The 21,134-nt window shown below is 61.8% G+C and carries 21 protein-coding genes; 14 read left to right on the top strand and 7 right to left on the bottom strand.

What is annotated here, in order from left to right; translation table 11 throughout:
- Positions 1–10: 10 nt before the first annotated feature.
- Entirely contained in the window at positions 11–1,462 is a 1,452-nt protein-coding gene (gene gatA, locus ACIOVD_RS17585; RefSeq protein WP_095169332.1) for an Asp-tRNA(Asn)/Glu-tRNA(Gln) amidotransferase subunit GatA, read from the bottom strand.
- A 16-nt stretch (positions 1,463–1,478) separates the two neighbouring features.
- Positions 1,479–1,766, bottom strand: a complete 288-nt coding sequence (gene gatC, locus ACIOVD_RS17580) for an Asp-tRNA(Asn)/Glu-tRNA(Gln) amidotransferase subunit GatC (protein ID WP_095169333.1) — start codon at positions 1,764–1,766, stop codon at positions 1,479–1,481.
- 209 nt (positions 1,767–1,975) lie between these two features.
- On the opposite strand from gatC, the gene mreB reads away from it, so the two are divergent.
- From mreB to tldD, 8 genes are all read left to right on the top strand, one after another.
- Positions 1,976–3,013 (top strand): rod shape-determining protein MreB, encoded by a 1,038-nt coding sequence (gene mreB, locus ACIOVD_RS17575; RefSeq protein ID WP_002555108.1) that lies wholly within the window; start codon positions 1,976–1,978, stop codon positions 3,011–3,013.
- Positions 3,014–3,155: 142 nt separating this feature from the next.
- Positions 3,156–4,244 (top strand): rod shape-determining protein MreC, encoded by a 1,089-nt coding sequence (gene mreC, locus ACIOVD_RS17570; protein ID WP_159998732.1) that lies wholly within the window; start codon positions 3,156–3,158, stop codon positions 4,242–4,244.
- Positions 4,244–4,726 (top strand): rod shape-determining protein MreD, encoded by a 483-nt coding sequence (gene mreD / locus ACIOVD_RS17565; RefSeq protein WP_095169335.1) that lies wholly within the window; start codon positions 4,244–4,246, stop codon positions 4,724–4,726. Before mreC ends, mreD begins: the two co-directional genes overlap by 1 nt.
- A 43-nt stretch (positions 4,727–4,769) precedes the next feature.
- The gene (locus ACIOVD_RS17560; RefSeq protein WP_401129303.1) at positions 4,770–5,387 is read left to right on the top strand and encodes a Maf family protein; all 618 of its coding nucleotides are present in this window, start codon (positions 4,770–4,772) and stop codon (positions 5,385–5,387) included.
- 45 nt (positions 5,388–5,432) lie between these two features.
- On the top strand, positions 5,433–6,890 hold the full coding sequence (rng, locus tag ACIOVD_RS17555) for a ribonuclease G (protein WP_095169337.1): 1,458 nt from the start codon (positions 5,433–5,435) through the stop codon (positions 6,888–6,890).
- 69 nt (positions 6,891–6,959) lie between these two features.
- Positions 6,960–10,763, top strand: a complete 3,804-nt coding sequence (locus ACIOVD_RS17550) for a YhdP family protein (protein ID WP_401129301.1) — start codon at positions 6,960–6,962, stop codon at positions 10,761–10,763.
- Between the two features lie 70 nt (positions 10,764–10,833).
- Positions 10,834–11,682 carry a carbon-nitrogen hydrolase family protein gene (locus ACIOVD_RS17545; RefSeq protein WP_401129299.1) on the top strand — a complete coding sequence of 283 codons (849 nt, stop codon included), beginning with the start codon at positions 10,834–10,836 and terminating at the stop codon, positions 11,680–11,682.
- A 16-nt stretch (positions 11,683–11,698) separates the two neighbouring features.
- Entirely contained in the window at positions 11,699–13,141 is a 1,443-nt protein-coding gene (gene tldD, locus ACIOVD_RS17540) for a metalloprotease TldD (RefSeq protein ID WP_095169340.1), read from the top strand.
- Between the two features lie 48 nt (positions 13,142–13,189).
- Here the strand turns inward: tldD and yjgA are convergent, their stop codons facing one another.
- Positions 13,190–13,714, bottom strand: coding sequence for a ribosome biogenesis factor YjgA (yjgA, locus tag ACIOVD_RS17535; RefSeq protein WP_095169341.1), 525 nt, complete (start codon positions 13,712–13,714; stop codon positions 13,190–13,192).
- Between the two features lie 108 nt (positions 13,715–13,822).
- Between yjgA and pmbA the strand changes: the two genes are divergently transcribed.
- From pmbA to ACIOVD_RS17505, 6 genes are all read left to right on the top strand, one after another.
- Positions 13,823–15,169 carry a metalloprotease PmbA gene (gene pmbA / locus ACIOVD_RS17530; protein WP_095169342.1) on the top strand — a complete coding sequence of 449 codons (1,347 nt, stop codon included), beginning with the start codon at positions 13,823–13,825 and terminating at the stop codon, positions 15,167–15,169.
- Between the two features lie 160 nt (positions 15,170–15,329).
- Positions 15,330–15,725: a FagA protein gene (locus ACIOVD_RS17525; RefSeq protein ID WP_401129296.1), complete on the top strand. Its 396-nt coding sequence runs from the start codon at positions 15,330–15,332 to the stop codon at positions 15,723–15,725.
- The gene (locus ACIOVD_RS17520) at positions 15,718–17,094 is read left to right on the top strand and encodes a class II fumarate hydratase (protein ID WP_401129294.1); all 1,377 of its coding nucleotides are present in this window, start codon (positions 15,718–15,720) and stop codon (positions 17,092–17,094) included. The genes ACIOVD_RS17525 and ACIOVD_RS17520 overlap by 8 nt, the downstream gene beginning before the upstream one ends.
- A gap of 27 nt (positions 17,095–17,121) precedes the next feature.
- Positions 17,122–17,559 carry a hypothetical protein gene (locus ACIOVD_RS17515; protein ID WP_095169345.1) on the top strand — a complete coding sequence of 146 codons (438 nt, stop codon included), beginning with the start codon at positions 17,122–17,124 and terminating at the stop codon, positions 17,557–17,559.
- Between the two features lies 1 nt (position 17,560).
- A complete protein-coding gene (locus tag ACIOVD_RS17510) occupies positions 17,561–18,172 on the top strand; it encodes a superoxide dismutase (RefSeq protein WP_401129292.1) in 612 nt (203 codons plus the stop codon).
- Between the two features lie 31 nt (positions 18,173–18,203).
- Entirely contained in the window at positions 18,204–19,097 is an 894-nt protein-coding gene (locus ACIOVD_RS17505) for a ZIP family metal transporter (RefSeq protein WP_095169347.1), read from the top strand.
- Positions 19,098–19,155: 58 nt separating this feature from the next.
- On the opposite strand, the gene ACIOVD_RS17500 is transcribed toward ACIOVD_RS17505, so the two are convergent.
- From ACIOVD_RS17500 to hpf, 4 genes are read right to left on the bottom strand one after another with little or no spacing between them, the layout of a single operon-like run.
- Positions 19,156–19,428, bottom strand: coding sequence for an HPr family phosphocarrier protein (locus ACIOVD_RS17500; RefSeq protein ID WP_095169348.1), 273 nt, complete (start codon positions 19,426–19,428; stop codon positions 19,156–19,158).
- 15 nt (positions 19,429–19,443) lie between these two features.
- Positions 19,444–20,301 (bottom strand): RNase adapter RapZ, encoded by an 858-nt coding sequence (gene rapZ, locus ACIOVD_RS17495; RefSeq protein ID WP_320333656.1) that lies wholly within the window; start codon positions 20,299–20,301, stop codon positions 19,444–19,446.
- 2 nt (positions 20,302–20,303) lie between these two features.
- Positions 20,304–20,768 carry a PTS IIA-like nitrogen regulatory protein PtsN gene (gene ptsN / locus ACIOVD_RS17490; RefSeq protein ID WP_095169350.1) on the bottom strand — a complete coding sequence of 155 codons (465 nt, stop codon included), beginning with the start codon at positions 20,766–20,768 and terminating at the stop codon, positions 20,304–20,306.
- A gap of 12 nt (positions 20,769–20,780) precedes the next feature.
- Positions 20,781–21,089, bottom strand: a complete 309-nt coding sequence (hpf, locus tag ACIOVD_RS17485) for a ribosome hibernation-promoting factor, HPF/YfiA family (RefSeq protein ID WP_003178005.1) — start codon at positions 21,087–21,089, stop codon at positions 20,781–20,783.
- Between the last annotated feature and the right edge of the window lie 45 nt (positions 21,090–21,134).

Genomic DNA, 21,134 nt, shown 5'->3' with positions numbered 1-21,134 from the left:
GTGTTTCTCCTCAGAAGCCTGTCGGGGTGCGGGTGTGCCAGTCAGTGTGCAACTGATACTGGTGCGCAACGTTGAGCAAGCGGCCTTCCTGGAAGTACGGGGCGAGCAGTTGCACGCCGACCGGCAAGCCATCGACAAAACCGGCTGGCATCGACAGGCCTGGCAGGCCCGCGAGGTTGGCGGTGATGGTGTAGACGTCTTCCAGGTACGCAGCGACCGGGTCGCTGTTCTTGGCGCCGAGTTTCCAGGCCGGGTTCGGCGTGGTTGGGCCGAGGATGATGTCGACCTCATTGAAGGCAGCCATGAAGTCGTTCTTGACCAGGCGACGGATCTTTTGCGCCTTCAGGTAGTAGGCGTCGTAGTAACCGGCCGACAGGGCGTAGGCACCGACCATGATCCGGCGCTGGACTTCTGGACCGAAACCTTCACCGCGCGAACGCTTGTACAGGTCGGTCAGGTCTTTCGGGTCTTCACAACGATAGCCAAAGCGCACGCCGTCGAACCGCGACAGGTTGGAAGAGGCTTCGGCGGGCGCGATCACGTAGTACGCAGGGATCGCGTGCTGCATGTTCGGCAGGCTGATTTCCTTGACCACGGCACCGAGCTTCTGCAGCTCCTTGACACTGTTATGGATCAATTCGGCGATGCGCGGGTCGAGACCTTCGCTGAAGTACTCTTTCGGCACGCCGATGCGCAGGCCCTGCAGTGAACCGTTGAGGCTGGCGCTGTAGTCCGGCACGGGTTCGTCGATGCTGGTGGAGTCGTTCGCATCGAAGCCAGCCATACCTTGCAACAAAATTGCGCAGTCTTCGGCGGTGCGGGCCAACGGGCCACCCTGATCGAGGCTGGATGCGTAGGCGATCATGCCCCAGCGCGAAACACGACCGTACGTCGGTTTCAGACCGGTGAGGTTGGTGAAGGCTGCCGGCTGTCGGATAGATCCACCGGTGTCGGTGGCGGTGGCCGCTGGCAGCAGGCGCGCGGCAACGGCGGCGGCCGAACCACCGGACGAGCCGCCTGGCACGTGCTCCAGGTTCCACGGGTTCTTCACGGCGCCGTAGTAGCTCGACTCGTTGGCCGAGCCCATGGCGAATTCGTCCATGTTGGTCTTGCCCAGGGTCACGGCGCCGGCGGCGGCCAGCTTGGCGACCACGGTGGCGTCGTACGGGGCCTTGAAGTTGTCGAGCATCTTCGAGCCGCAGCTGGTGCGGATCCCCTGGGTGCAGAACAGGTCCTTGTGGGCGATCGGCGCGCCCAGCAAGGCCCCGGTCTCACCCTTGGCGCGGCGTGCGTCGGCGGCTTGCGCCTGCTGCAGCGCCAGCTCTTCGGTGAGGCTGATGAAGCTGTTGAGCTGCGGGTCCAACTGGGCGATACGCGCCAGCAGAACCTTGGTCAGCTCTTCGGAGGAAAACTTCTTGTCGGCGAGTCCGCGGGCGATCTCGGCCAGAGTCAATTGATGCATTGCAGGCTCTTTCCCTTTAGTCGATGACTTTCGGAACCAGGTACAGGCCGTTTTCGACCGCTGGTGCGATGGACTGATAGGCCTCGCGGTGATTGGACTCGGTCACAACGTCTGCACGCAGGCGCTGGCTGGCTTCCAGGGGGTGGGCCAGCGGTTCGATACCGTCGGTATCGACCGCCTGCATTTCGTCGACCAGCCCGAGAATGCTGTTCAGGGCCGAAGTGATTTGTGGAAGATCGGCTTCATTGAGGCCAAGACAGGCCAAATGAGCGATTTTTTCCACGTCGGAGCGTTCAAGCGCCATGGGATTCTCCAGTGGAAAACAAAACGGAGGTCGTCCGTGTGTTAGATTGTCGGAACACTACCGCATTTCTACGGTCATAAGGCCGCGATTGTGGGGGTTGGTGCACGGAAAAGCTGCCAATTTAACATATTGGCGCCTTGCCCAAAATCCCTGTCGTTGTTAGAGTTTGCCGCACTTTTTTCCCACGCGTTGCCTAGGGTCCCTTTCCCATGTTCAAGAAACTGCGTGGCATGTTTTCCAGCGATCTTTCCATTGACCTGGGCACTGCCAACACCCTTATTTACGTGCGTGAGCGCGGTATCGTCCTGAATGAGCCATCGGTTGTGGCCATTCGGACGCACGGTAACCAGAAAAGTGTTGTTGCTGTCGGCACGGAAGCCAAGCGCATGCTGGGCCGTACACCGGGCAACATTGCTGCCATTCGTCCGATGAAGGACGGCGTGATCGCCGACTTCAGCGTTTGCGAAAAGATGCTTCAGTATTTCATCAACAAGGTTCACGAAAACAGCTTCCTGCAGCCTAGCCCTCGCGTGTTGATCTGCGTTCCTTGCAAATCCACCCAGGTTGAGCGCCGCGCCATCCGTGAGTCGGCCCTGGGGGCTGGTGCCCGTGAAGTATTCCTGATCGAAGAGCCAATGGCCGCGGCCATCGGTGCCGGCCTGCCGGTTGAAGAAGCTCGCGGTTCGATGGTGGTCGATATCGGTGGCGGTACCACTGAAATCGCGCTGATCTCCCTCAATGGTGTGGTCTACGCCGAATCCGTACGGGTTGGCGGCGACCGTTTCGACGAAGCGATCATCACCTACGTGCGCCGCAACTACGGCAGCCTGATCGGTGAGTCCACCGCCGAGCGCATCAAGCAGGAAATCGGTACTGCCTACCCAGGCGGTGAAGTACGCGAAGTCGATGTTCGCGGCCGTAACCTGGCGGAAGGCGTTCCACGTGCCTTTACCCTGAACTCCAATGAAGTGCTCGAAGCCCTGCAAGAGTCGCTGGCGACTATCGTCCAGGCGGTAAAAAGCGCGCTGGAGCAATCGCCGCCGGAACTGGCGTCCGATATCGCCGAGCGTGGCCTGGTACTGACCGGTGGTGGCGCCTTGCTGCGTGACCTCGACAAGCTGCTGGCCCAGGAAACCGGGCTGCCGGTGATCGTCGCCGAAGATCCGCTGACGTGTGTTGCTCGCGGCGGTGGCCGTGCATTGGAAATGATGGATAAGCACACCATGGATCTGCTCTCCAGCGAGTAAGTTCGCCGGACGCCTCTATGCTGTTCACGCACAGGCAGCACTTTGCAGTGCTGCCTGTTGGCGTTTATCTTCTGTCAGTCTGCATCCAGGCCGGTTTGATGCCGTATGAATAAACAGAACATTTGCCTGGGAGGAGCGGCTTATTAAACCGCTTTTCACCAAGGGCCCCTCATTGGGCGTGCGCTTTCTGGTGCTGGCTGTGCTATCGGTCGCCTTGATGGTGGTCGATGCCCGTTTTGACGTTCTCAAGCCTGCGCGCAGTCAGATGTCGCTGGTCTTGATGGACGCCTATTGGGTCACCGATCTGCCTGAGCGTTTGTGGCAAGGCGTGAGCAGCCAGTTTGGCAGCCGCACCGAGCTGGTCGCCGAAAACGAAAAACTCAAGACCGAAAACCTGCTGTTGCAGGGACGCATGCAGAAGCTGGCGGCCTTGACCGAGCAGAACGTTCGGCTGCGCGAGTTGCTCAACTCCTCCGCACTGGTCAATGAAAAGGTCGAAGTGGCCGAGTTGATCGGCGTCGATCCCAACCCGTTCACCCATCGCATCATCATCAACAAGGGTGAGCGCGACGGCGTGGTGCTGGGACAGCCGGTGCTCGATGCCCGGGGCCTGATGGGCCAGGTGGTCGAGCTGATGCCCTACACCTCGCGGGTGTTGCTGCTGACCGACACCACCCACAGCATTCCGGTGCAGGTCAACCGTAACGGCTTGCGCGCCATCGCCAGCGGCACCGGCAATCCGGAGCGCCTGGAGTTGCGCCATGTGGCGGACACCGCCGACATCAAGGAAGGCGACCTGTTGGTCAGCTCCGGCCTGGGCCAGCGTTTCCCGGCAGGGTATCCGGTGGCCACGGTCAAGGAAGTGATCCACGACTCGGGCCAGCCGTTCGCCATTGTGCGGGCGGTGCCGACGGCGGCGCTCAACCGCAGCCGCTACATGCTGCTGGTCTTCAGCGACAGCCGTACCCCGGAAGAGCGCGCCAACGAAGCCGCCCAAGCTCAGGACGTGCAGGATCAGCACGTCGGCAGCGCTGTCGTCGTGCCGGCGCCAGCACCTGCTGCTGCCCCGGCGGCAGCGCCTGCAGCACCGGTAGCGGCGCCCGCAACTGCGCCCAAGCCGGTGACGCCGGCCAAGCCAGCAAAACCGCCGGTCCAGGCAGCGCCAGTCAAGCCAGTAGTCCCCAAGCCGCCCGCGACGACACCCGCAGCCACGACCCAGGGTAGAGAATAATGGCCAGTACCCGTTCCCGTAATGGCTGGATGATCTGGCTGACATTCGCCATTGGCTTGCTGCTCAGCGTCGTGCCCTTTCCCCATGTCGAGATCTTGCGCCCGATGTTCCTCGCCTTGCCGCTGGCCTACTGGGCGCTGGAGATGCCGCAGAAAGTCGGGATGCTTACGGCCTTCTGCCTGGGAATTGCCCAGGACGTGCTGTTTGGCACGTTGCTGGGACACAACGCGTTGATCCTGACCCTGATCACCTTTCTGATCCTGACCCTGCAACAGCGGGTGCGGATGTTCCCGATGTGGCAGCAAAGCCTGGTGATCATGGTGATCCTGGGGCTCGCGCAGTTGCTGCAGCTGTGGCTCAGCGCCTTGACCGGAAACCGCCAGACCCTGGCTGTGCTTTTGCCTGCGCTGATCAGCGCGTTGCTCTGGCCCTGGGTCAGCTTCGGATTGCGTGGGTTGAGCCGCCGCTACAAAATCAACTAATTCGGTCAGGCATTTGCCCGCACCTCGACAGGGAGATGTCTTGATGATTGCGCTCTACCTCGCCTCAGGTTCGCCACGCCGGCGTGAGCTGCTGACGCAGATCGGCGTGCCATTCACCGCCATCAGCGCGGACATCGATGAAACCCCTCTGACAGACGAATCCCCTGCGGCCTATGTCGAGCGCCTGGCGCGCGGCAAGGCCCAGGCGGGTTACGCCGCGCTGAGCAGCGAACAATTCGCCGCCCCGGCGTGCGTGCTGGGCGCCGACACCGCCGTGGTGCTCGACGGGCGGATTCTCGGCAAACCGCGGGATCAAGCCGAGGCGCAGACGATGTTGCTGGGCCTGGCCGGGCGCGAACATGAAGTGTTAACTGCGGTTGCCGTGCTTGATGGTCAGCGTTGCGAGTCGCGCGTGGTGCGCAGCCTGGTACGTTTTCGCTCCATCGACCAGGCCGAGGCCAGCGCCTACTGGGCCAGCGGCGAGCCCCATGACAAGGCTGGCGGCTATGGTATTCAAGGGCTCGGGGCGGTATTCGTCTGCGGGCTCAATGGCAGCTACTCGGCCGTGGTTGGCCTGCCCCTGTGCGAAACCTGCGAGCTGCTCGGCCATTTCGGCATACCCTGTTGGCAAACCCTTATCGCGCGCTCTGCGCCGTACTGACTTGATGCGGCCATAATCGTGAACATGCCTGAACGAGATCCTGCCATGAGTGAAGAGATTCTGATCAACATCACGCCGATGGAATCACGCGTGGCGGTGGTCGAAAACGGTGTCCTGCAAGAGGTGCATGTCGAGCGTACCCAGAAGCGCGGCATCGTCGGCAACATCTACAAAGGCAAGGTGGTCAGAGTGTTGCCGGGGATGCAGGCAGCGTTCGTCGATATCGGCCTGGATCGCGCGGCGTTCATCCACGCCTCGGAAATCTCCCTGCGCGAGGGGCCGGCGGTCGAGAGCATCAGCGCCCTGGTGCATGAAGGCCAGAGCCTGGTGGTGCAGGTCACCAAGGACCCGATCGGCTCCAAAGGTGCACGCCTGACCACCCAGCTGTCGATTCCTTCGCGCTACCTGGTGTACATGCCGCGCACCGCCCATGTCGGTATTTCGCTGAAGATCGAGGACGAAGCCGAGCGCGAGCGCCTCAAGCAGGTGGTCACCGATTGCGTGGCCAAGGAAGGTATCAAGGAAGCGGGCGGCTTCATCCTGCGCACCGCCGCCGAAGGTGCGGGGGGCGATGAGATCCTGATGGACATCCGTTACCTGCGGCGCCTGTGGGACCAGATCGGTGCGCAGATCAAGACCGTCGGTGCACCCAACGTGATTTACGAGGATCTCGGCCTGGCCCTGCGTACCCTGCGCGACCTGGTCAGCCCGAAGATCGAGAAGATCCGCATCGACTCGCGGGAGACCTTCCAGAAAACCACACAGTTCGTCGCCGAATTGATGCCGGAAATTGCCGACCGCCTGGAGCACTACCCCGGCGAGCGGCCGATCTTCGACCTGTATGGCGTCGAAGACGAAATCCAGAAAGCCCTGGAGCGCAAGGTGCCGCTCAAGTCCGGCGGCTATCTGGTGGTCGACCCGGCAGAGGCCATGAGCACCATCGACGTCAACACCGGTGCATTCGTCGGGCACCGCAACCTCGAAGAGACTATCTTCAAGACTAACCTGGAAGCGGCGACTGCGATTGCCCGGCAACTGCGCCTGCGCAACCTGGGCGGGATCATCATCATCGACTTCATCGACATGGAAGATGAGGAGCACCAGCGCCAGGTGTTGCGCACGCTGGAGAAACAACTGGAGCGTGATCACGCCAAGACCAACATCATCGGGATCACCGAGTTGGGCCTGGTGCAGATGACGCGCAAGCGCACCCGTGAAAGCCTCGAGCAGGTCCTGTGCGAGCCTTGCAGCAGTTGCCAGGGCCGGGGCAAGCTGAAGACGCCGGAAACCGTGTGCTATGAAATTTTCCGCGAGATCCTGCGGGAAGCGCGGGCCTATCAGGCCGAAGGTTATCGGGTGCTGGCCAACCAGAAAGTGGTCGACCGGCTGCTCGACGAAGAGTCGGGCAACGTCGCCGAGCTGGAAGGTTTTATCGGCCGTACCATCCGGTTCCAGGTGGAGACCATGTACTCCCAGGAACAATACGACGTGGTGTTGCTCTGAATCGCTGCGTTGTGCGACTGATGGCGGGCCTGTACTCGCGAAACCTGTTTTCCATGGGGACCCACTGACATGGAACGTCTGATCCGCATTCTGGGCACGCTGACCCGCTGGGGGCTGGGGCTTTGCGCGTTGCTGCTGGTGCTGGTCGCGCTTTACGTCAACCTGGGGCGGGAGTTGTTTCCGCTGGTGGCCGAGTATCGGAGCGAGGTCGAGACCAAGGCCCGTGAAGCGCTCGGCATGCCCCTGCAAATCGGCAGCCTGGAAGGGCGCTGGAGCGGTATGTCGCCGGTCCTGTTGGCCCACGACGTAACGGTCGGGGAGGGCGTCAATGCCTTGCACCTGGATCAGGTGCGGGTGGTGCCCAATGTCTGGGACAGTCTGCTGTCGCGCGCGGTGCGCGTCCAGCACCTGGAGCTCAATGGCCTGAAGATCAGCCTCAAGGAAGGTGCCGACGGTCAATGGTCGCTCGAAGGCCTGCCGGTGCAGCAGGACAAGCCGTTGGACCCCGAGCAACTGCTGAACCAGATGCAGATGGTCTCCCAGCTGTCGGTGCTCGACAGCCAGATCACCCTGCAACCTTTGGATCAGCCGCCGCTGACCCTGACTTACGTGGGCCTGAGCCTCAAGACTGGCAGTAGCCGGCAGCGCCTCGACGCGCGGTTGACCCTGCCCGACGGCCAACCGCTGGCCATGAGCCTGCGCAGCCGGATTCGCGCCAGTCAGTGGCAAGACGCCGAGGTCGACGCCTATCTGAGCCTGCCGCAAAGTGACTGGGCGCGCTGGTTGCCGGCGAGAATCACCCAGCAATGGCAGTTTTCCCAGATCAGGGCCGGTGGCGAGTTGTGGGCGAGTTGGGGCAAGGGCGTCTTGCAGAGCGCCGCGATTCGCCTCAATGCCCCGCAATTCAAGGGCGCCTACGCCGAGCGCAAGCCGGTGCAGATCAACAATCTGGCGCTCAACGGTTATTTCCAGCGCAGCGCCGAAGGCTTCAAGTTGAGCCTGGATTCGCTGGCCCTGAACCTCGGTGAGACTCGCTGGGAAACTCGCCTGCAATTGCAGCAGACGGCCACCACGGAAAAAAACCAGGAGCTCTGGCACCTACAGGCCGATCGCCTCGACCTGACCCCCATCACCCCGATCCTCAATGCCTTGGGGCCATTGCCCGAAGGCTTTGCCACGGTGGTGGAGCGACTCAAGGTTACCGGTACCTTGCGCAACGTGTTGCTCGATATCCGACCCGAAGCCACCGACGACAGCAAGTTCAGCTTCGCCGCCAATCTGCAGCAGGTCGGTTTTGACGCCTATCACGGTGCGCCCGCGGCTCGTAACGTGTCCGGGAGCATCAGCGGCGACCTCGGGCAGGGTGAGTTGCGCATGGACAGCAAGGACTTCTCCCTGCACCTGGACCCAATCTTCGCCAAGCCATGGCAGTACATCCAGGCCAATGCGCGGTTGACCTGGAAGCTCGACAAGCAAGCCTTCACGCTGATTGCACCGTACCTGAAAGTGCTGGGGGAGGAGGGCAAGATTGCTGGTGACTTCCTGATTCGCCTGCACTTCGATCCCACCCAGGAAGACTACATGGACCTGCGGGTCGGCCTGCTGGAGGGTGATGGGCGCTACACCGCCAAGTACTTGCCCACGGTCCTCAGTCCCGGCTTGGACGAATGGCTGCGTACCGCCATTCTCAAGGGCGCGGTCGATGAGGGCTTCTTCCAGTACCAGGGCTCGCTGAATCATGATGCGGTCGAGGCTGCACGCAGCATCAGCTTATTCTTCAAGGTGCACGACGCGCAGCTGGCATTCCAGCCGGGCTGGCCGCACCTGAGCAAGATCAGCGGCGATGTGTTCGTCGAGGACAGTGGCGTGCGCATCCTGGCAAGCCAAGGGCAACTGCTCGATACCCAGGTGCGCGATGTCTTCGTCAACATTCCCCATGTGCCAGCGGGCAAGAACAGCCACATGTACATCGACGGCGCCTTTGCCGGTGGTCTGGGCGATGGCGTGAAGATTCTGCAGGAGGCGCCGATCGGCACCGGTCCGACCTTTGCCGGTTGGCAGGGCGAGGGTGACCTGCAAGGCAAGCTGAAGCTCGATATCCCCCTGGAAAAGGGTGAGGAGCCGAAGATCCTGGTGGACTTCAAGACTGCCAAGGCACGCCTCAAGCTCAGCGAGCCGGAACTGGAATTGACTCAGCTCAAGGGCGACTTCCGCTTTGACAGCAGCAAGGGCCTGAGTGGCCAGGGCATTACCGCGCGGGCTTTCGACCGGCCGGTGAGCGCGCAGATCTTCGCCGATGGCAAGGGTGGCAAGATCAATACCCGGGTCGTCGCGTCCGGCCAGGTCACGGTGAAAAAGCTCACTGATTGGCTCAAAGTCAGCCAGTCGCTGCCGGTTTCCGGCGACATCCCCTATCAGTTGCAGCTCAACCTCGACGGCGCCGACAGCCAGTTGATGGTCAGCTCCAGCCTCAAGGGCGTCGCGGTTGATTTACCAGCACCCTTTGGCATGCCGGCGGCACAAGGCCGCGACACGGTGTTTCGCATGACCCTGCAGGGCGCCGAGCGGCGCTATTGGCTCGACTACGGCGACCTTGCGGACTTCACCTTCGCCGCGCCGGCGAGCAATTTTGCCGAGGGTCGTGGTGAGTTGTTCCTCGGCAGCGGCAACGCGGTACTGCCGGGCGCCAAGGGCCTGCGTATTCGTGGTGTGCTCTCGGAATTGGATGTGGAACCCTGGAAGGCCCTGGTCGATCGTTATGCCGGGCAGGATCCGGGGGGCAGCGCCAAGCAGTTGCTCAGCGGTGCTGACTTCCGGGTCGGCAAGCTCACGGGATTCGGCACCACCCTGGACCAGGCGCGGGTACAACTGGATCGCAAGCCAGCGGCCTGGGGACTGCAACTCGATAGCCAGCAAGTCAAGGGCACGGTCGGGCTACCGGATGCCAAGGGCGCACCGATTGCCGTGAACCTGCAGTACGTGCGCCTGCCAGCGCCGGACCCCGCGGTGCAGGCCGACGAAAACGCCCCGGATCCGCTGGCCTCGGTCGACCCGACCAAAGTGCCGGCGCTGGATATCAACATCGCTCAGCTGTTCCAGGGCAAGGACCTGGTAGGCGCCTGGTCCTTGAAAGTACGGCCGACTGCCAAGGGGCTGGCGTTCAACAGCATGAACCTGGGGCTCAAGGGCATGCAGTTGCAGGGTGCGGGCGGCTGGGAAGGCGTACCGGGCACCACCAGCAGTTGGTACAAAGGCCGACTCGAGGGCAAGAACCTCGCGGATGTGCTCAAGGGCTGGGGGTTCGCGCCGACGGTGACCAGTGACAACTTCCACCTGGATATCGACGGGCGGTGGCCCGGTTCGCCGGCCTGGGTCGGGCTGAAACGTTACTCCGGCAGCCTGGATGCCACGCTGAACAAGGGGCAGATGGTCGAAGTCGAAGGCGGTGCGCAGGCGTTGCGGGTGTTCGGCCTGCTCAACTTCAACTCGATTGGCCGACGCTTGCGCCTGGACTTCTCCGACCTGTTCGACAAGGGCTTGAGCTACGACCGGGTCAAGGGCCTGCTGGTCGCCAGCAACGGGGTGTTTGTCACCCGCGAGCCGATTACCTTGACCGGGCCCTCGAGCAACCTGGAGCTCAACGGCACCCTGGACATGGTCGCTGACCGTATTGATGCCAAGGTGCTGGTGACCCTGCCGCTGACCAATAACCTGCCAATCGCCGCGCTGATCGTCGGCGCGCCGGCGGTGGGTGGTGCGTTGTTCCTGATCGACAAACTGATCGGTGATCGTGTGGCGCGATTTGCCAGCGTCAAATACACCGTCAAAGGTCCGGTGAAAGAGCCGAAGATCACCTTTGAAAAACCTTTTTGAGGCGCTTTTTCCCCCCGCACGCAAAGGGCCTATGGAGTAGCATGGCCGCATACCTGAAACGGAGTGCGCCATGTCTCTTGCGGTGATTCAAATGGTCAGCCAGAGCGATGTGCTGGCCAATCTTGCCCAGGCCCGCAAGTTGCTCGAGCAGGCCGCCGAGGGTGGTGCGCGCCTGGCCGTGCTGCCGGAAAACTTCGCCGCCATGGGGCGGCGCGACGTCGCTGACCTTGGCCGCGCCGAGGCGTTGGGCGATGGTCCGATCCTGCCGTGGTTGAAACAGACCGCCCGCGACCTCAAGTTATGGATAGTCGCGGGCACCCTGCCGTTGCCGCCGCGGGATCAACCCCAGGCGAAGGCCAATGCCTGCTCGTTGCTGGTCGACGAGAATGGCGAAACCGTAGCGCGATACGACAAGTTGCATCTGTTTGATGTCGATGTGGCGGACAATCGGGGGCGCTACCGTGAATCCGATGACTATGCTCATGGCAGTGCGGTGGTGGTTGCCCAGACACCGGTAGGCCGGGTTGGCCTGACGGTGTGCTACGACTTGCGCTTCCCCGAGTTGTACAGCGAATTGCGCGCCGCCGGGGCTGAGCTGATTACCGCCCCTGCGGCGTTTACCGCGGTGACCGGTGCGGCCCATTGGGAGGTGCTGATCCGGGCACGCGCCATCGAGACCCAGTGTTATGTGCTGGCGGCCGCACAGGGCGGCACGCACCCGGGGCCGCGCGAGACCTTTGGTCACGCCGCGATTGTCGACCCATGGGGGCGCGTGCTGGCCCAGCAGGACCAAGGCGAGGCCGTGCTGCTGGCCACACGTGATAGCAGCGAACAGGCGTCCATCAGGGCGCGGATGCCGGTGTCCAGTCACCGGCGCTTTTTCTCGCAGGGCGCACAGCGACCTGCCTCAGAACGTTGAATTAAGGCGTAAACCTATGAGCGAGTTGTTGTCCTCAGTCAGTGAACATCTGCTAGCGCCAGGCGGCGTGACCATCGAGAACCTGCAAAGCGTGCTGGGTGACCTGGCGGGGCCGGGCATCGATGCCGCCGACCTGTATTTCCAGGGCCAGATCTCCGAGTCCTGGGCGCTGGAAGACGGCATCGTCAAGGAAGGCAGCTTCAATCTGGACCAGGGTGTGGGTGTGCGGGCGCAATCGGGTGAGAAGACCGGGTTTGCCTACAGCAATGCCATCACCCTGGAAGCCCTGGGCCTGGCCGCTCGTGCGGCCCGTTCGATCTCCCGCGCCGGACAGAACGGCACGGTGCAGGCCTTTACCACCCAGGACGTCGCCCAGCTGTACGCGCCGGATAACCCGCTGGAAGTGTTGAGCCGTGCGGAAAAAGTCGAGCTGCTCAAGCGCATCGACGTGGCCACGCGCGCGCTCGATCCACGCATCCAGCAAGTCACCGTGAGCATGGCCGGGGTCTGGGAGCGGATCCTGGTGGCCTCCACCGACGGTGGCCTGGCGGCGGATGTGCGGCCCCTGGTGCGCTTCAACGTCAGCGTAATCGTCGAGCAGAACGGCCGTCGTGAACGCGGTGGTCACGGTGGTGGCGGGCGTACCGACTACCGCTACTTCCTGGCCGAAGACCGTGCCATGGGTTACGCCCGCGAGGCCCTGCGCCAGGCGCTGGTGAACCTGGAAGCGATTCCGGCGCCGGCCGGCACCTTGCCCGTCGTGCTGGGCTCGGGCTGGTCCGGGGTGTTGCTGCACGAAGCGGTGGGCCACGGCCTGGAAGGCGACTTCAACCGCAAGGGCAGTTCGGCCTACAGCGGCCGCATGGGCGAGATGGTCGCCTCGAAGCTGTGCACCATTGTCGACGACGGTACCCTGGCCGGTCGCCGTGGCTCGTTGAGCGTCGATGACGAAGGCACACCGACCGAGTGCACCACGCTGATCGAAAACGGCGTGCTCAAGGGCTACATGCAGGACAAGCTCAACGCGCGCCTGATGGGCGTGGCACGCACCGGCAACGGTCGTCGCGAATCCTATGCGCACCTGCCGATGCCCCGCATGACCAATACCTACATGCTCGGTGGCGAAAGCGATCCGGCAGAAATCATCGCCTCGGTGAAGAAGGGCATCTATTGCGCCAACCTCGGCGGTGGCCAGGTCGACATCACCAGTGGCAAGTTCGTGTTTTCCACCAGCGAAGCGTACCTGATCGAAGACGGCAAGATTACCGCACCGGTCAAGGGCGCAACCCTGATCGGCAACGGGCCGGAAGCCATGAGTCGGGTGTCGATGGTCGGTAACGACCTGTCGCTGGACAGTGGGGTAGGGACATGTGGCAAGGATGGGCAGTCGGTGCCGGTGGGTGTTGGCCAACCAACCTTGAAAATCGACGCGATCACCGTGGGTGGCACGGGCGCGTAAGGGATGGAGCTGCGGATGGGTTGCCAGGCAACCCATCCGCGACGAGGTTCAACGCAGGCCGCGTTGTGTCTCGTCCAGCTCGCGGATGTACTTGAAGATTTTACGGCTGGAAGCAGGAGGTTTGTTTTGCGCAACCTCGTGCTGAGCCTGACGGATCAAGGAGCGCAATTGCTGGCGGTCCGCGTCCGGGTACTCGATGACGAATTTTTCCAGGACAGCGTCGTCGCCGGCGATCAAGCGATCACGCCAGCGTTCCAGACCGTGGAAACGTTCGTTGTATTGGCGAGTGGAGGCGTCGAGTTGGTCCAGCAGTACCAGAATGGCACTGGTGTCCTGATCGCGCATCAGCTTGCCAATGAACTGCAGGTGCCGTTTACGCGCGATATTCGCGGTGTGCTTGGGCGCATCGGCCAGTGCCCGGCGCAAGGCGTCGGTCAAAGGCAGTTTTGCCAGCAAGTCAGGCTTGAGTGTTGTAAGGCGTTCGCCAAGGTCAACCAGAGCATGCAGCTCACGTTTGACCTGGGATTTGCTTTTTTCTCCCGTATCGAGGGAGTCGTCGTAAGAATCAACCATGGTGGCCGTCCGCAAAGAAACGCCGCCATGATAACCAGTCGGGGGCCGCTTGTCCGGCCCGGTCGCTCGATGGCCTTAACCGAAAGCAGAATTTGAGTGGAGAACAGCATGAGTGCAGTTGAAAGCGTCGGCCCACAAGCGTTGCCGGCACTGCAAGAGCAAGTCGAGCAGATCATCGCCGAAGCCAAGCGCCAGGGTGCCAGTGCCTGCGAAGTGGCTGTGTCTCTGGAGCAGGGCCTGTCGACATCGGTACGCCAGCGGGAAGTCGAAACGGTTGAGTTCAACCGCGACCAGGGCTTTGGCATCACCTTGTATGTTGGCCAGCGCAAAGGCTCGGCCAGCACCTCGGCCAGTGGCGCCGAGGCGATTCGTGAAACCGTTGCCGCGGCACTGGCGATCGCCAAGCACACCTCCGAAGACGAACACTCGGGCCTGGCCGATGCCGCGCTGATGGCCAGGGACCTGACGGACTTCGACCTGTTCCACGCCTGGGACATCACGCCTGAGCAGGCGATCGAAAAGGCCCTGGCTTGCGAAGCCGCCGCCTTTGCCGCCGACAGCCGGATCAAGAATGCCGATGGCACCACCCTCAGCACCCATCAGGGCTGCCGGGTGTATGGCAACAGTCATGGTTTCATCGGTGGTTATGCGTCTACCCGCCACAGCCTCAGTTGCGTGATGATCGCCGAGGCGGATGGCCAGATGCAGCGCGACTACTGGTATGACGTCAATCGCCAGGGCAACTTGCTGGCCGATCCGTTGAGCATTGGCCAACGCGCTGCGCAGCGTGCCGCCAGCCGCCTGGGCGCACGGCCGGTGCCGACCTGTGAAGTGCCAGTGCTGTTTTCCGCCGAACTGGCGGGTGGCCTGTTTGGCAGTTTTCTGGGGGCGATCTCCGGCGGCAATCTGTACCGCAAGTCGTCGTTTCTCGAGGGTGCATTGGGGCAGAAATTGTTTCCTGAGTGGCTGACCATCGATGAGCGCCCGCACTTGATGCGCGCCATGGGCAGTTCGGCGTTCGACGGTGATGGCCTGGCCACCTACGCCAAGCCGTTCGTCGAAAACGGCGAGTTGGTATCGTACGTGCTGGGTACCTATTCCGGCCGCAAGCTCGGTATGCCGAGCACCGCCAACTCAGGCGGCGTGCACAACCTCTTCGTCACCCATGGTGATGAAGACCAGGCAGCGCTGTTGCGGCGCATGGGCCGCGGCCTGCTGGTGACCGAGTTGATGGGCCATGGGCTGAACATGGTGACCGGCGACTACTCCCGGGGTGCGGCGGGGTTCTGGGTCGAGAACGGCGAAATCCAGTTCGCGGTCCAGGAGGTGACGATTGCCGGCAACATGCGCGACATGTTCAAGCAGATCGTGGCCGTCGGTAATGACCTGGAACTGCGCAGCAACATTCGCACCGGCTCGGTACTGATCGAGCGGATGACGGTGGCGGGTAGCTAAACCATACCGTTGCCAAAAAGGCGCGCCATCCCATCGGATGGCGCGCCTTTTTTTATGGGCCTTGCTCGGGCTCGCACAATGAGTTCAATATTGATGGCGGGGTTGTTTTGGTTCTCATTATCATCTAATAATAAATCTCATTATCGAATGAGCCTGGGTCATGAGTTCTGCCTTGCACGAGCAGCCTTACCTCGAAAGCTGGCGCTGGATGAGTCGTCAGATCCGCTGTGCGCTGGATCCTGACGAACCGCGCCTGATCGAACATTACCTGGCCGAAGGCCGGTATCTGTCCTGTTGTACGGCTACTTCGGCCTGGACCGTCGCTGAAACCTCATTTCGATTGCTCCTGGACACCGCTGCCGATGTCGCCTTGCCCTGGCATTGGCGCAGCCTCTGCCTGGACCAGGCCTGGCGACCGCTGCGCGACCTGGAGCGCCTGTCTTTGTGCAAATGCCGGCTCAAGCGCTGGCAAAGCTACACCTGGCAACTGGCGACCTGCGAGTTGCAGCCCTCCATTCCCCTCATTGAACTGGTGCAAGGATTTCCCGATGAGTAATACCCGTATCGAACGTGACAGCATGGGTGAGTTGCAAGTCCCGGTAGACGCCTTGTACGGCGCACAGACCCAGCGTGCCGTGGACAACTTCCCCATCAGTGGCCAGCGCATGCCGGCGCAGTTCATTCGCGCGCTGATCCTCGCCAAGGCGGCGGCAGCCAAGGCCAACGTGGAGCTCCAGCAACTGAGCGAAGCCCAGGGCAAGGCCATTGTCGATGCGGCCCAGGGTCTGCTTGAAGGGGATTTCATGCCGCACTTCCCGGTGGATATTTTCCAGACCGGCTCCGGCACCAGTTCCAACATGAACGCCAACGAAGTGTTGGCCACCCTGGCCAGTCGCCTGTTGGGCGAGCCGATCAATCCCAACGACCACGTCAATTGCGGCCAGAGCAGCAACGACATCATTCCCACCACCATCCACGTCAGCGCCGCGCTGGCGCTGCACGAACAACTGCTGCCGGCGCTCGAGCACCTGGTGCAGGTGATCGAGCGCAAGGCCGAGCAGGTTCACCCGTTCATCAAGACCGGGCGTACCCATCTGATGGACGCCATGCCCGTGCGCATGAGCCAGGTACTCAACGGTTGGGCGCAGCAGCTCAAGGCCAACATCGGCCATTTGCACAACCTGTTGCCGGCCCTGCAATCCCTGGCCCAGGGCGGCACGGCGGTGGGCACCGGGATCAATGCGCACCCGCAGTTCGCGGCACGTTTCAGCCAGCAACTGAGCACCCTGACCAAGGTGGCGTTCACCCCAGGCAAGGATCTGTTTGCCTTGATCGGCTCCCAGGATACCGCCGTGGCGGTTTCCGGGCAGCTCAAGGCGACTGCCGTATCGCTGATGAAGATCGCCAACGACCTGCGTTGGATGAACTCGGGCCCCTTGGCCGGCCTCGGTGAAATCGAGCTCGAAGGGCTGCAGCCTGGCTCATCGATCATGCCGGGCAAAGTCAACCCGGTGATTCCAGAAGCGACCGCGATGGTGGCCGCGCAAGTGATCGGCAATGACAGCGTGATCACCGTCGCCGGGCAGTCGGGCAACTTCGAGCTGAACGTGATGCTGCCGATCATTGCCCAGAATCTGCTGAGCAGCATCGAGTTGCTGGCCAACTCCAGTCGCCTGCTGGCGGACAAGGCCATTGCCAGCTTCAAGGTCAATGAGGCCAAGCTCAAGGAGGCACTGTCGCGCAACCCGATCCTGGTCACTGCGCTCAACCCGATCATTGGTTACCAGAAGGCCGCCGAAATCGCCAAGACCGCCTATCAGCAAGGTCGCCCGGTGATCGACGTGGCCCTCGAATACACCGACCTGTCGCGAAGCCAACTGGAAGAGCTGCTTAATCCGGAAAAGCTCACCGCAGGCGGCGTGTAATCACTGTCACCGCATAGGAGGCTCACCATGGAGCACTGGAAACGCACGATCGAAAGGGCCAACCGCTGCTTCATGCTGGGCGAGTTGGTCGATGCTCGCGAGGCCTACCTGCAGGCCCTGGCACTGGCGCAGGTGCTGTTCGCTCGCTGGGCGGACGCGGACGAGGCGGTCGCCGCCTGTGTGATCTCCCATCACAACCTCGCCGACCTGCATCTGCGCCTGAACCAGCCGGAGGAGAGCGCCGAATACCTGTGCGCCATCCATCAATTGCTGTTGCAGACCCTGCAGGACCCGCGCCAGGCACCGGCCTTGCGCGAGGCGGCACTGCGTCAAAGCAGCAAGACTTATGTCGAGCTGCTCACTTTCATCAGCGAGTACGGCGAGTACCCGCGTACCCACCGTCTGCTGCACATCGATACCGCAGCGCAGCCTAATGCTGCGCGCGCTTTTTATGGAGCTCATTAAAATGGCTTTTACCCTGCCGGCCCTGCCTTACGCCTACGATGCCCTGGAACCGCATATCGATGCGCAGACCATGGAGATCCACTACACCAAGCACCACCAGACTTACATCAACAACCTCAATGCTGCAGTAGAGGGCACCGAGTTTGCCGAGTGGCCAGTGGAGCGCTTGGTGGCCAGTGTCCAGCAATTGCCGGAAAAGCTGCGCGCAGCGGTGATCAACCAGGGTGGCGGGCATGCCAACCATTCGTTGTTCTGGACGGTCATGGTACCCAACGGTGGTGGTCTGCCAGCAGGCGAGTTGGCCAAGGCGATCGATGCTCAATTGGGTGGTTTCGACAGCTTCAAGGAGGCCTTCACCAAGGCCGCGTTGAGCCGTTTCGGCAGTGGCTGGGCGTGGTTGAGCGTTACCCCGGAAAAGACCCTGGTGGTGGAAAGCAGTGGCAACCAGGATAGCCCGTTGATGAATGGCAATACGCCAATCCTCGGTCTGGATGTCTGGGAGCACGCGTATTACCTGCGCTACCAGAACCGCCGCCCGGAATACATCAATGCGTTTTACAACGTGATCCATTGGCCGGAAGTTGCGCAGCGCTATCAGGCTGCGCTGGCTTGAGCCTTCACTATAAAAAGACCTAAGGCCACTTATGGGCACTGAAACACTGACGATCAGCAGTGGGCGAATGTTTCGTTATGCGCTGGGTTCGCTCCTGCTGCTGGCAGGTACTACCTTGCTGGTTGCCCATGGCCTGGCGTGGCTCGACCTTGAGCCAAAGTTGATGCGGGCCCTGCAGGGCGGGGCGATCTGCGCGCTGGGCACGGCCCTTGGGGCGGTGCCGGTGCTGGTGATCCGGCGGATGCCAGTGGCGCTCAGCGATACCTTGCTGGGTTTTGGCGCCGGGGTAATGCTGGCGGCGACGGCCTTTTCGCTGATTGTGCCGGGAATCGCCGCTGCTGAAAGTCTGGGGCTGTCATCCTGGGCTGCCAGCGGCCTGATGTGCTGCGGCATCATGCTGGGGGCGTTCGGGCTGTTTGTGGTGGATCGGCAGATGTCCGGTGCGACCCCCGAGATGCTGGTGGGCACCCAGGAGCGCCCGGTCATCCCGCCACGCATCTGGCTGTTCGTGTTCGCCATCATTGCCCACAACATTCCTGAAGGCATGGCAGTGGGAGTTTCGGCCGGTGGTGGCATGGCGGACGCAGATAGCCTGGCCATGGGCATTGCCTTGCAGGATGTGCCGGAAGGGCTGGTAATCGCGCTGGTACTGGCGGGAGCCGGGATGTCGCGGGTCAAGGCCTTCCTGATCGGCGCCGCATCAGGGTTGGTCGAGCCGGTGTTTGCATTGCTGTGTGCCTGGCTGGTAAGCCTGGCCGAGGTGATCCTGCCGTTGGGCCTGGCCCTTGCTGCGGGTGCGATGCTGCTGGTGGTGACTCATGAGGTGATCCCCGAATCGCGCCGCAATGGCCACGAGAAACTTGCCAGTCTCGGCTTGCTGATCGGGTTTTGCCTGATGATGGTGATGGATACGGCGCTGGGGTAGGGGGCTGTGGCGTGTTGTCGCTGTCTCGCTGTAGCAGCTGCTACGGGCTATTACGGCTTTATTCGCCTTCGTCGAAGTAGTTGTTGATCAGTGCTACCAGCGCATCCAGCGCTTCTTGTTCCTGCTCGCCTTCGGTGCTCAGGTGGATGCGGGTGCCTTTGCCTGCGGCCAGCATCATCATAGCCATGATGCTCTTGCCGTCGACCATCGACTCTGGAGTGCGTCCTGCACGGATCTGGCACGGGTACTGGCCTGCAACGCCGACGAACTTGGCTGAAGCGCGGGCGTGCAGGCCCAGTTTGTTGATGATTTCAATTTCCAGAGCAGGCATCGCGGTGTGAATCCTTTAGCTAAGGTCGCGGTGGCGAACCTGGACGTTCTTCAGGGTTTTTTGCAGGACCTGGCCCAGGCGTTCGGTCAGGTAGACGGAGCGGTGATGCCCGCCTGTGCAGCCAATGGCTATGGTCACGTAGGCCCGATTGCTGGCGGCAAAGCGCGGCAACCATTTGAGCAGGTAGCTGGAGATGTCTTCAAACATTTCTTCGACATCCGGCTGAGCGGCCAGGTATTCGGCAACCGGCTGGTCCAGCCCGGATTGCGCGCGCAGTTCCGGTTTCCAGTAGGGGTTGGGCAGGCAGCGTACGTCGAACACCAGGTCTGCATCCACCGGCATGCCGCGCTTGAACCCGAACGACTCGACCAGAAAGGCCGTGCCCGGCTCGGGTTGATTGAGCAGGCGCAACTTGATGGTGTCACGCAGTTGGTAGAGGTTCAGGTTGGTGGTGTTGAGCTTGAGGTCGGCGAGGTCGGAGATCGGCCCCAGCAAGGTGGTCTCGTCCTTGATAGCCTCGGCGAGCGAGCGCTGCGAGTTGCTCAGTGGGTGGCGCCGACGGGTTTCCGAGAAGCGCTTGAGCAGGGTTTCTTCATCGGCGTCGAGGTACAGCACATCACATTGGATATGCCGGTTACGCACTTCTTCGAGCAAATCAGGGAAGCGTGACAGATGGCTCGGCAGGTTGCGCGCATCGATCGATACGGCGACCAGTGGCTGGGCCATGTCGTTGTGAATCAACGCCCGTTCGGCCAATTCAGGGAGCAACCCGGCGGGCAAGTTGTCGATGCAGTAGTAGCCGTTGTCCTCCAGTACATTGAGGGCCGTGCTTTTACCGGAGCCGGAGCGGCCGCTGACGATGATCAAACGCATGATTAATGACCGTTTTGCTCGTCCAGGACAACCTGGTACAGGGCTTCACTGGTGCTGGCGCTGCGCAGGCGATCGCGCACTTCTTTGCGGTCCAGCATGCTGGCGATCTGGCGCAAGAGCTCCAGGTGGGCATCGGTGGCGGCTTGCGGGACCAGCAGAACAAACAGCAGGTCGACCGGAGCGCCATCGATGGCATCGAAATCAATAGGTGCGTCCAGGTGCATCAGGGCGCTGATGGGCGCCTCGCAGCCTTTGAGACGGCAGTGAGGAATGGCGATGCCGTTGCCAAAACCGGTCGAGCCGAGTTTTTCACGGGCGATCAGGCTCTCGAAGACATCTTGCATCTCCAGATCCGGGACTTCCCGGGCGATCAGGTTGGCAATTTGTTCGAGGGCGCGTTTTTTACTGCCGCCCGGCACGTTCACCAAAGAACGGCCGGGGGTCAGGATGCTTTCAAGTCGGATCATGGGATGGGGGTGTTAGCGACCGGTTGCGCCCTGGAGGAGGCTCTGGGTCTTTTCCTTATGCTTTTTAAGTTGACGGTCCAGCTTGTCGGTCAGCAGGTCAATGGCGGCATACATGTCCGTATGCTCGGCATTGGCGACTACTTCTCCGCCGGGGATATGCAGCGTGGCTTCGATTTTCTGCAACAGCTTCTCGACGTTCATCGTGACTTGCACGTTGGTGATCTTGTCGAAATGCCTCTCCAGTCGGTCGAGTTTTTCGCCGATGTAAGTGCGCAGAGGTTCGGTAACTTCCAGTTGGTGTCCACTGATGTTGACTTGCATACAGCTTCTCCTTCGTTGCCAGTGCATAAGGCGGCAGGCCGAGTT

This window comes from Pseudomonas sp. NPDC087626 (assembly GCF_044743405.1).
Taxonomy (GTDB): domain Bacteria; phylum Pseudomonadota; class Gammaproteobacteria; order Pseudomonadales; family Pseudomonadaceae; genus Aquipseudomonas.
This window is presented reverse-complemented; position numbering and strand designations above follow the sequence as displayed.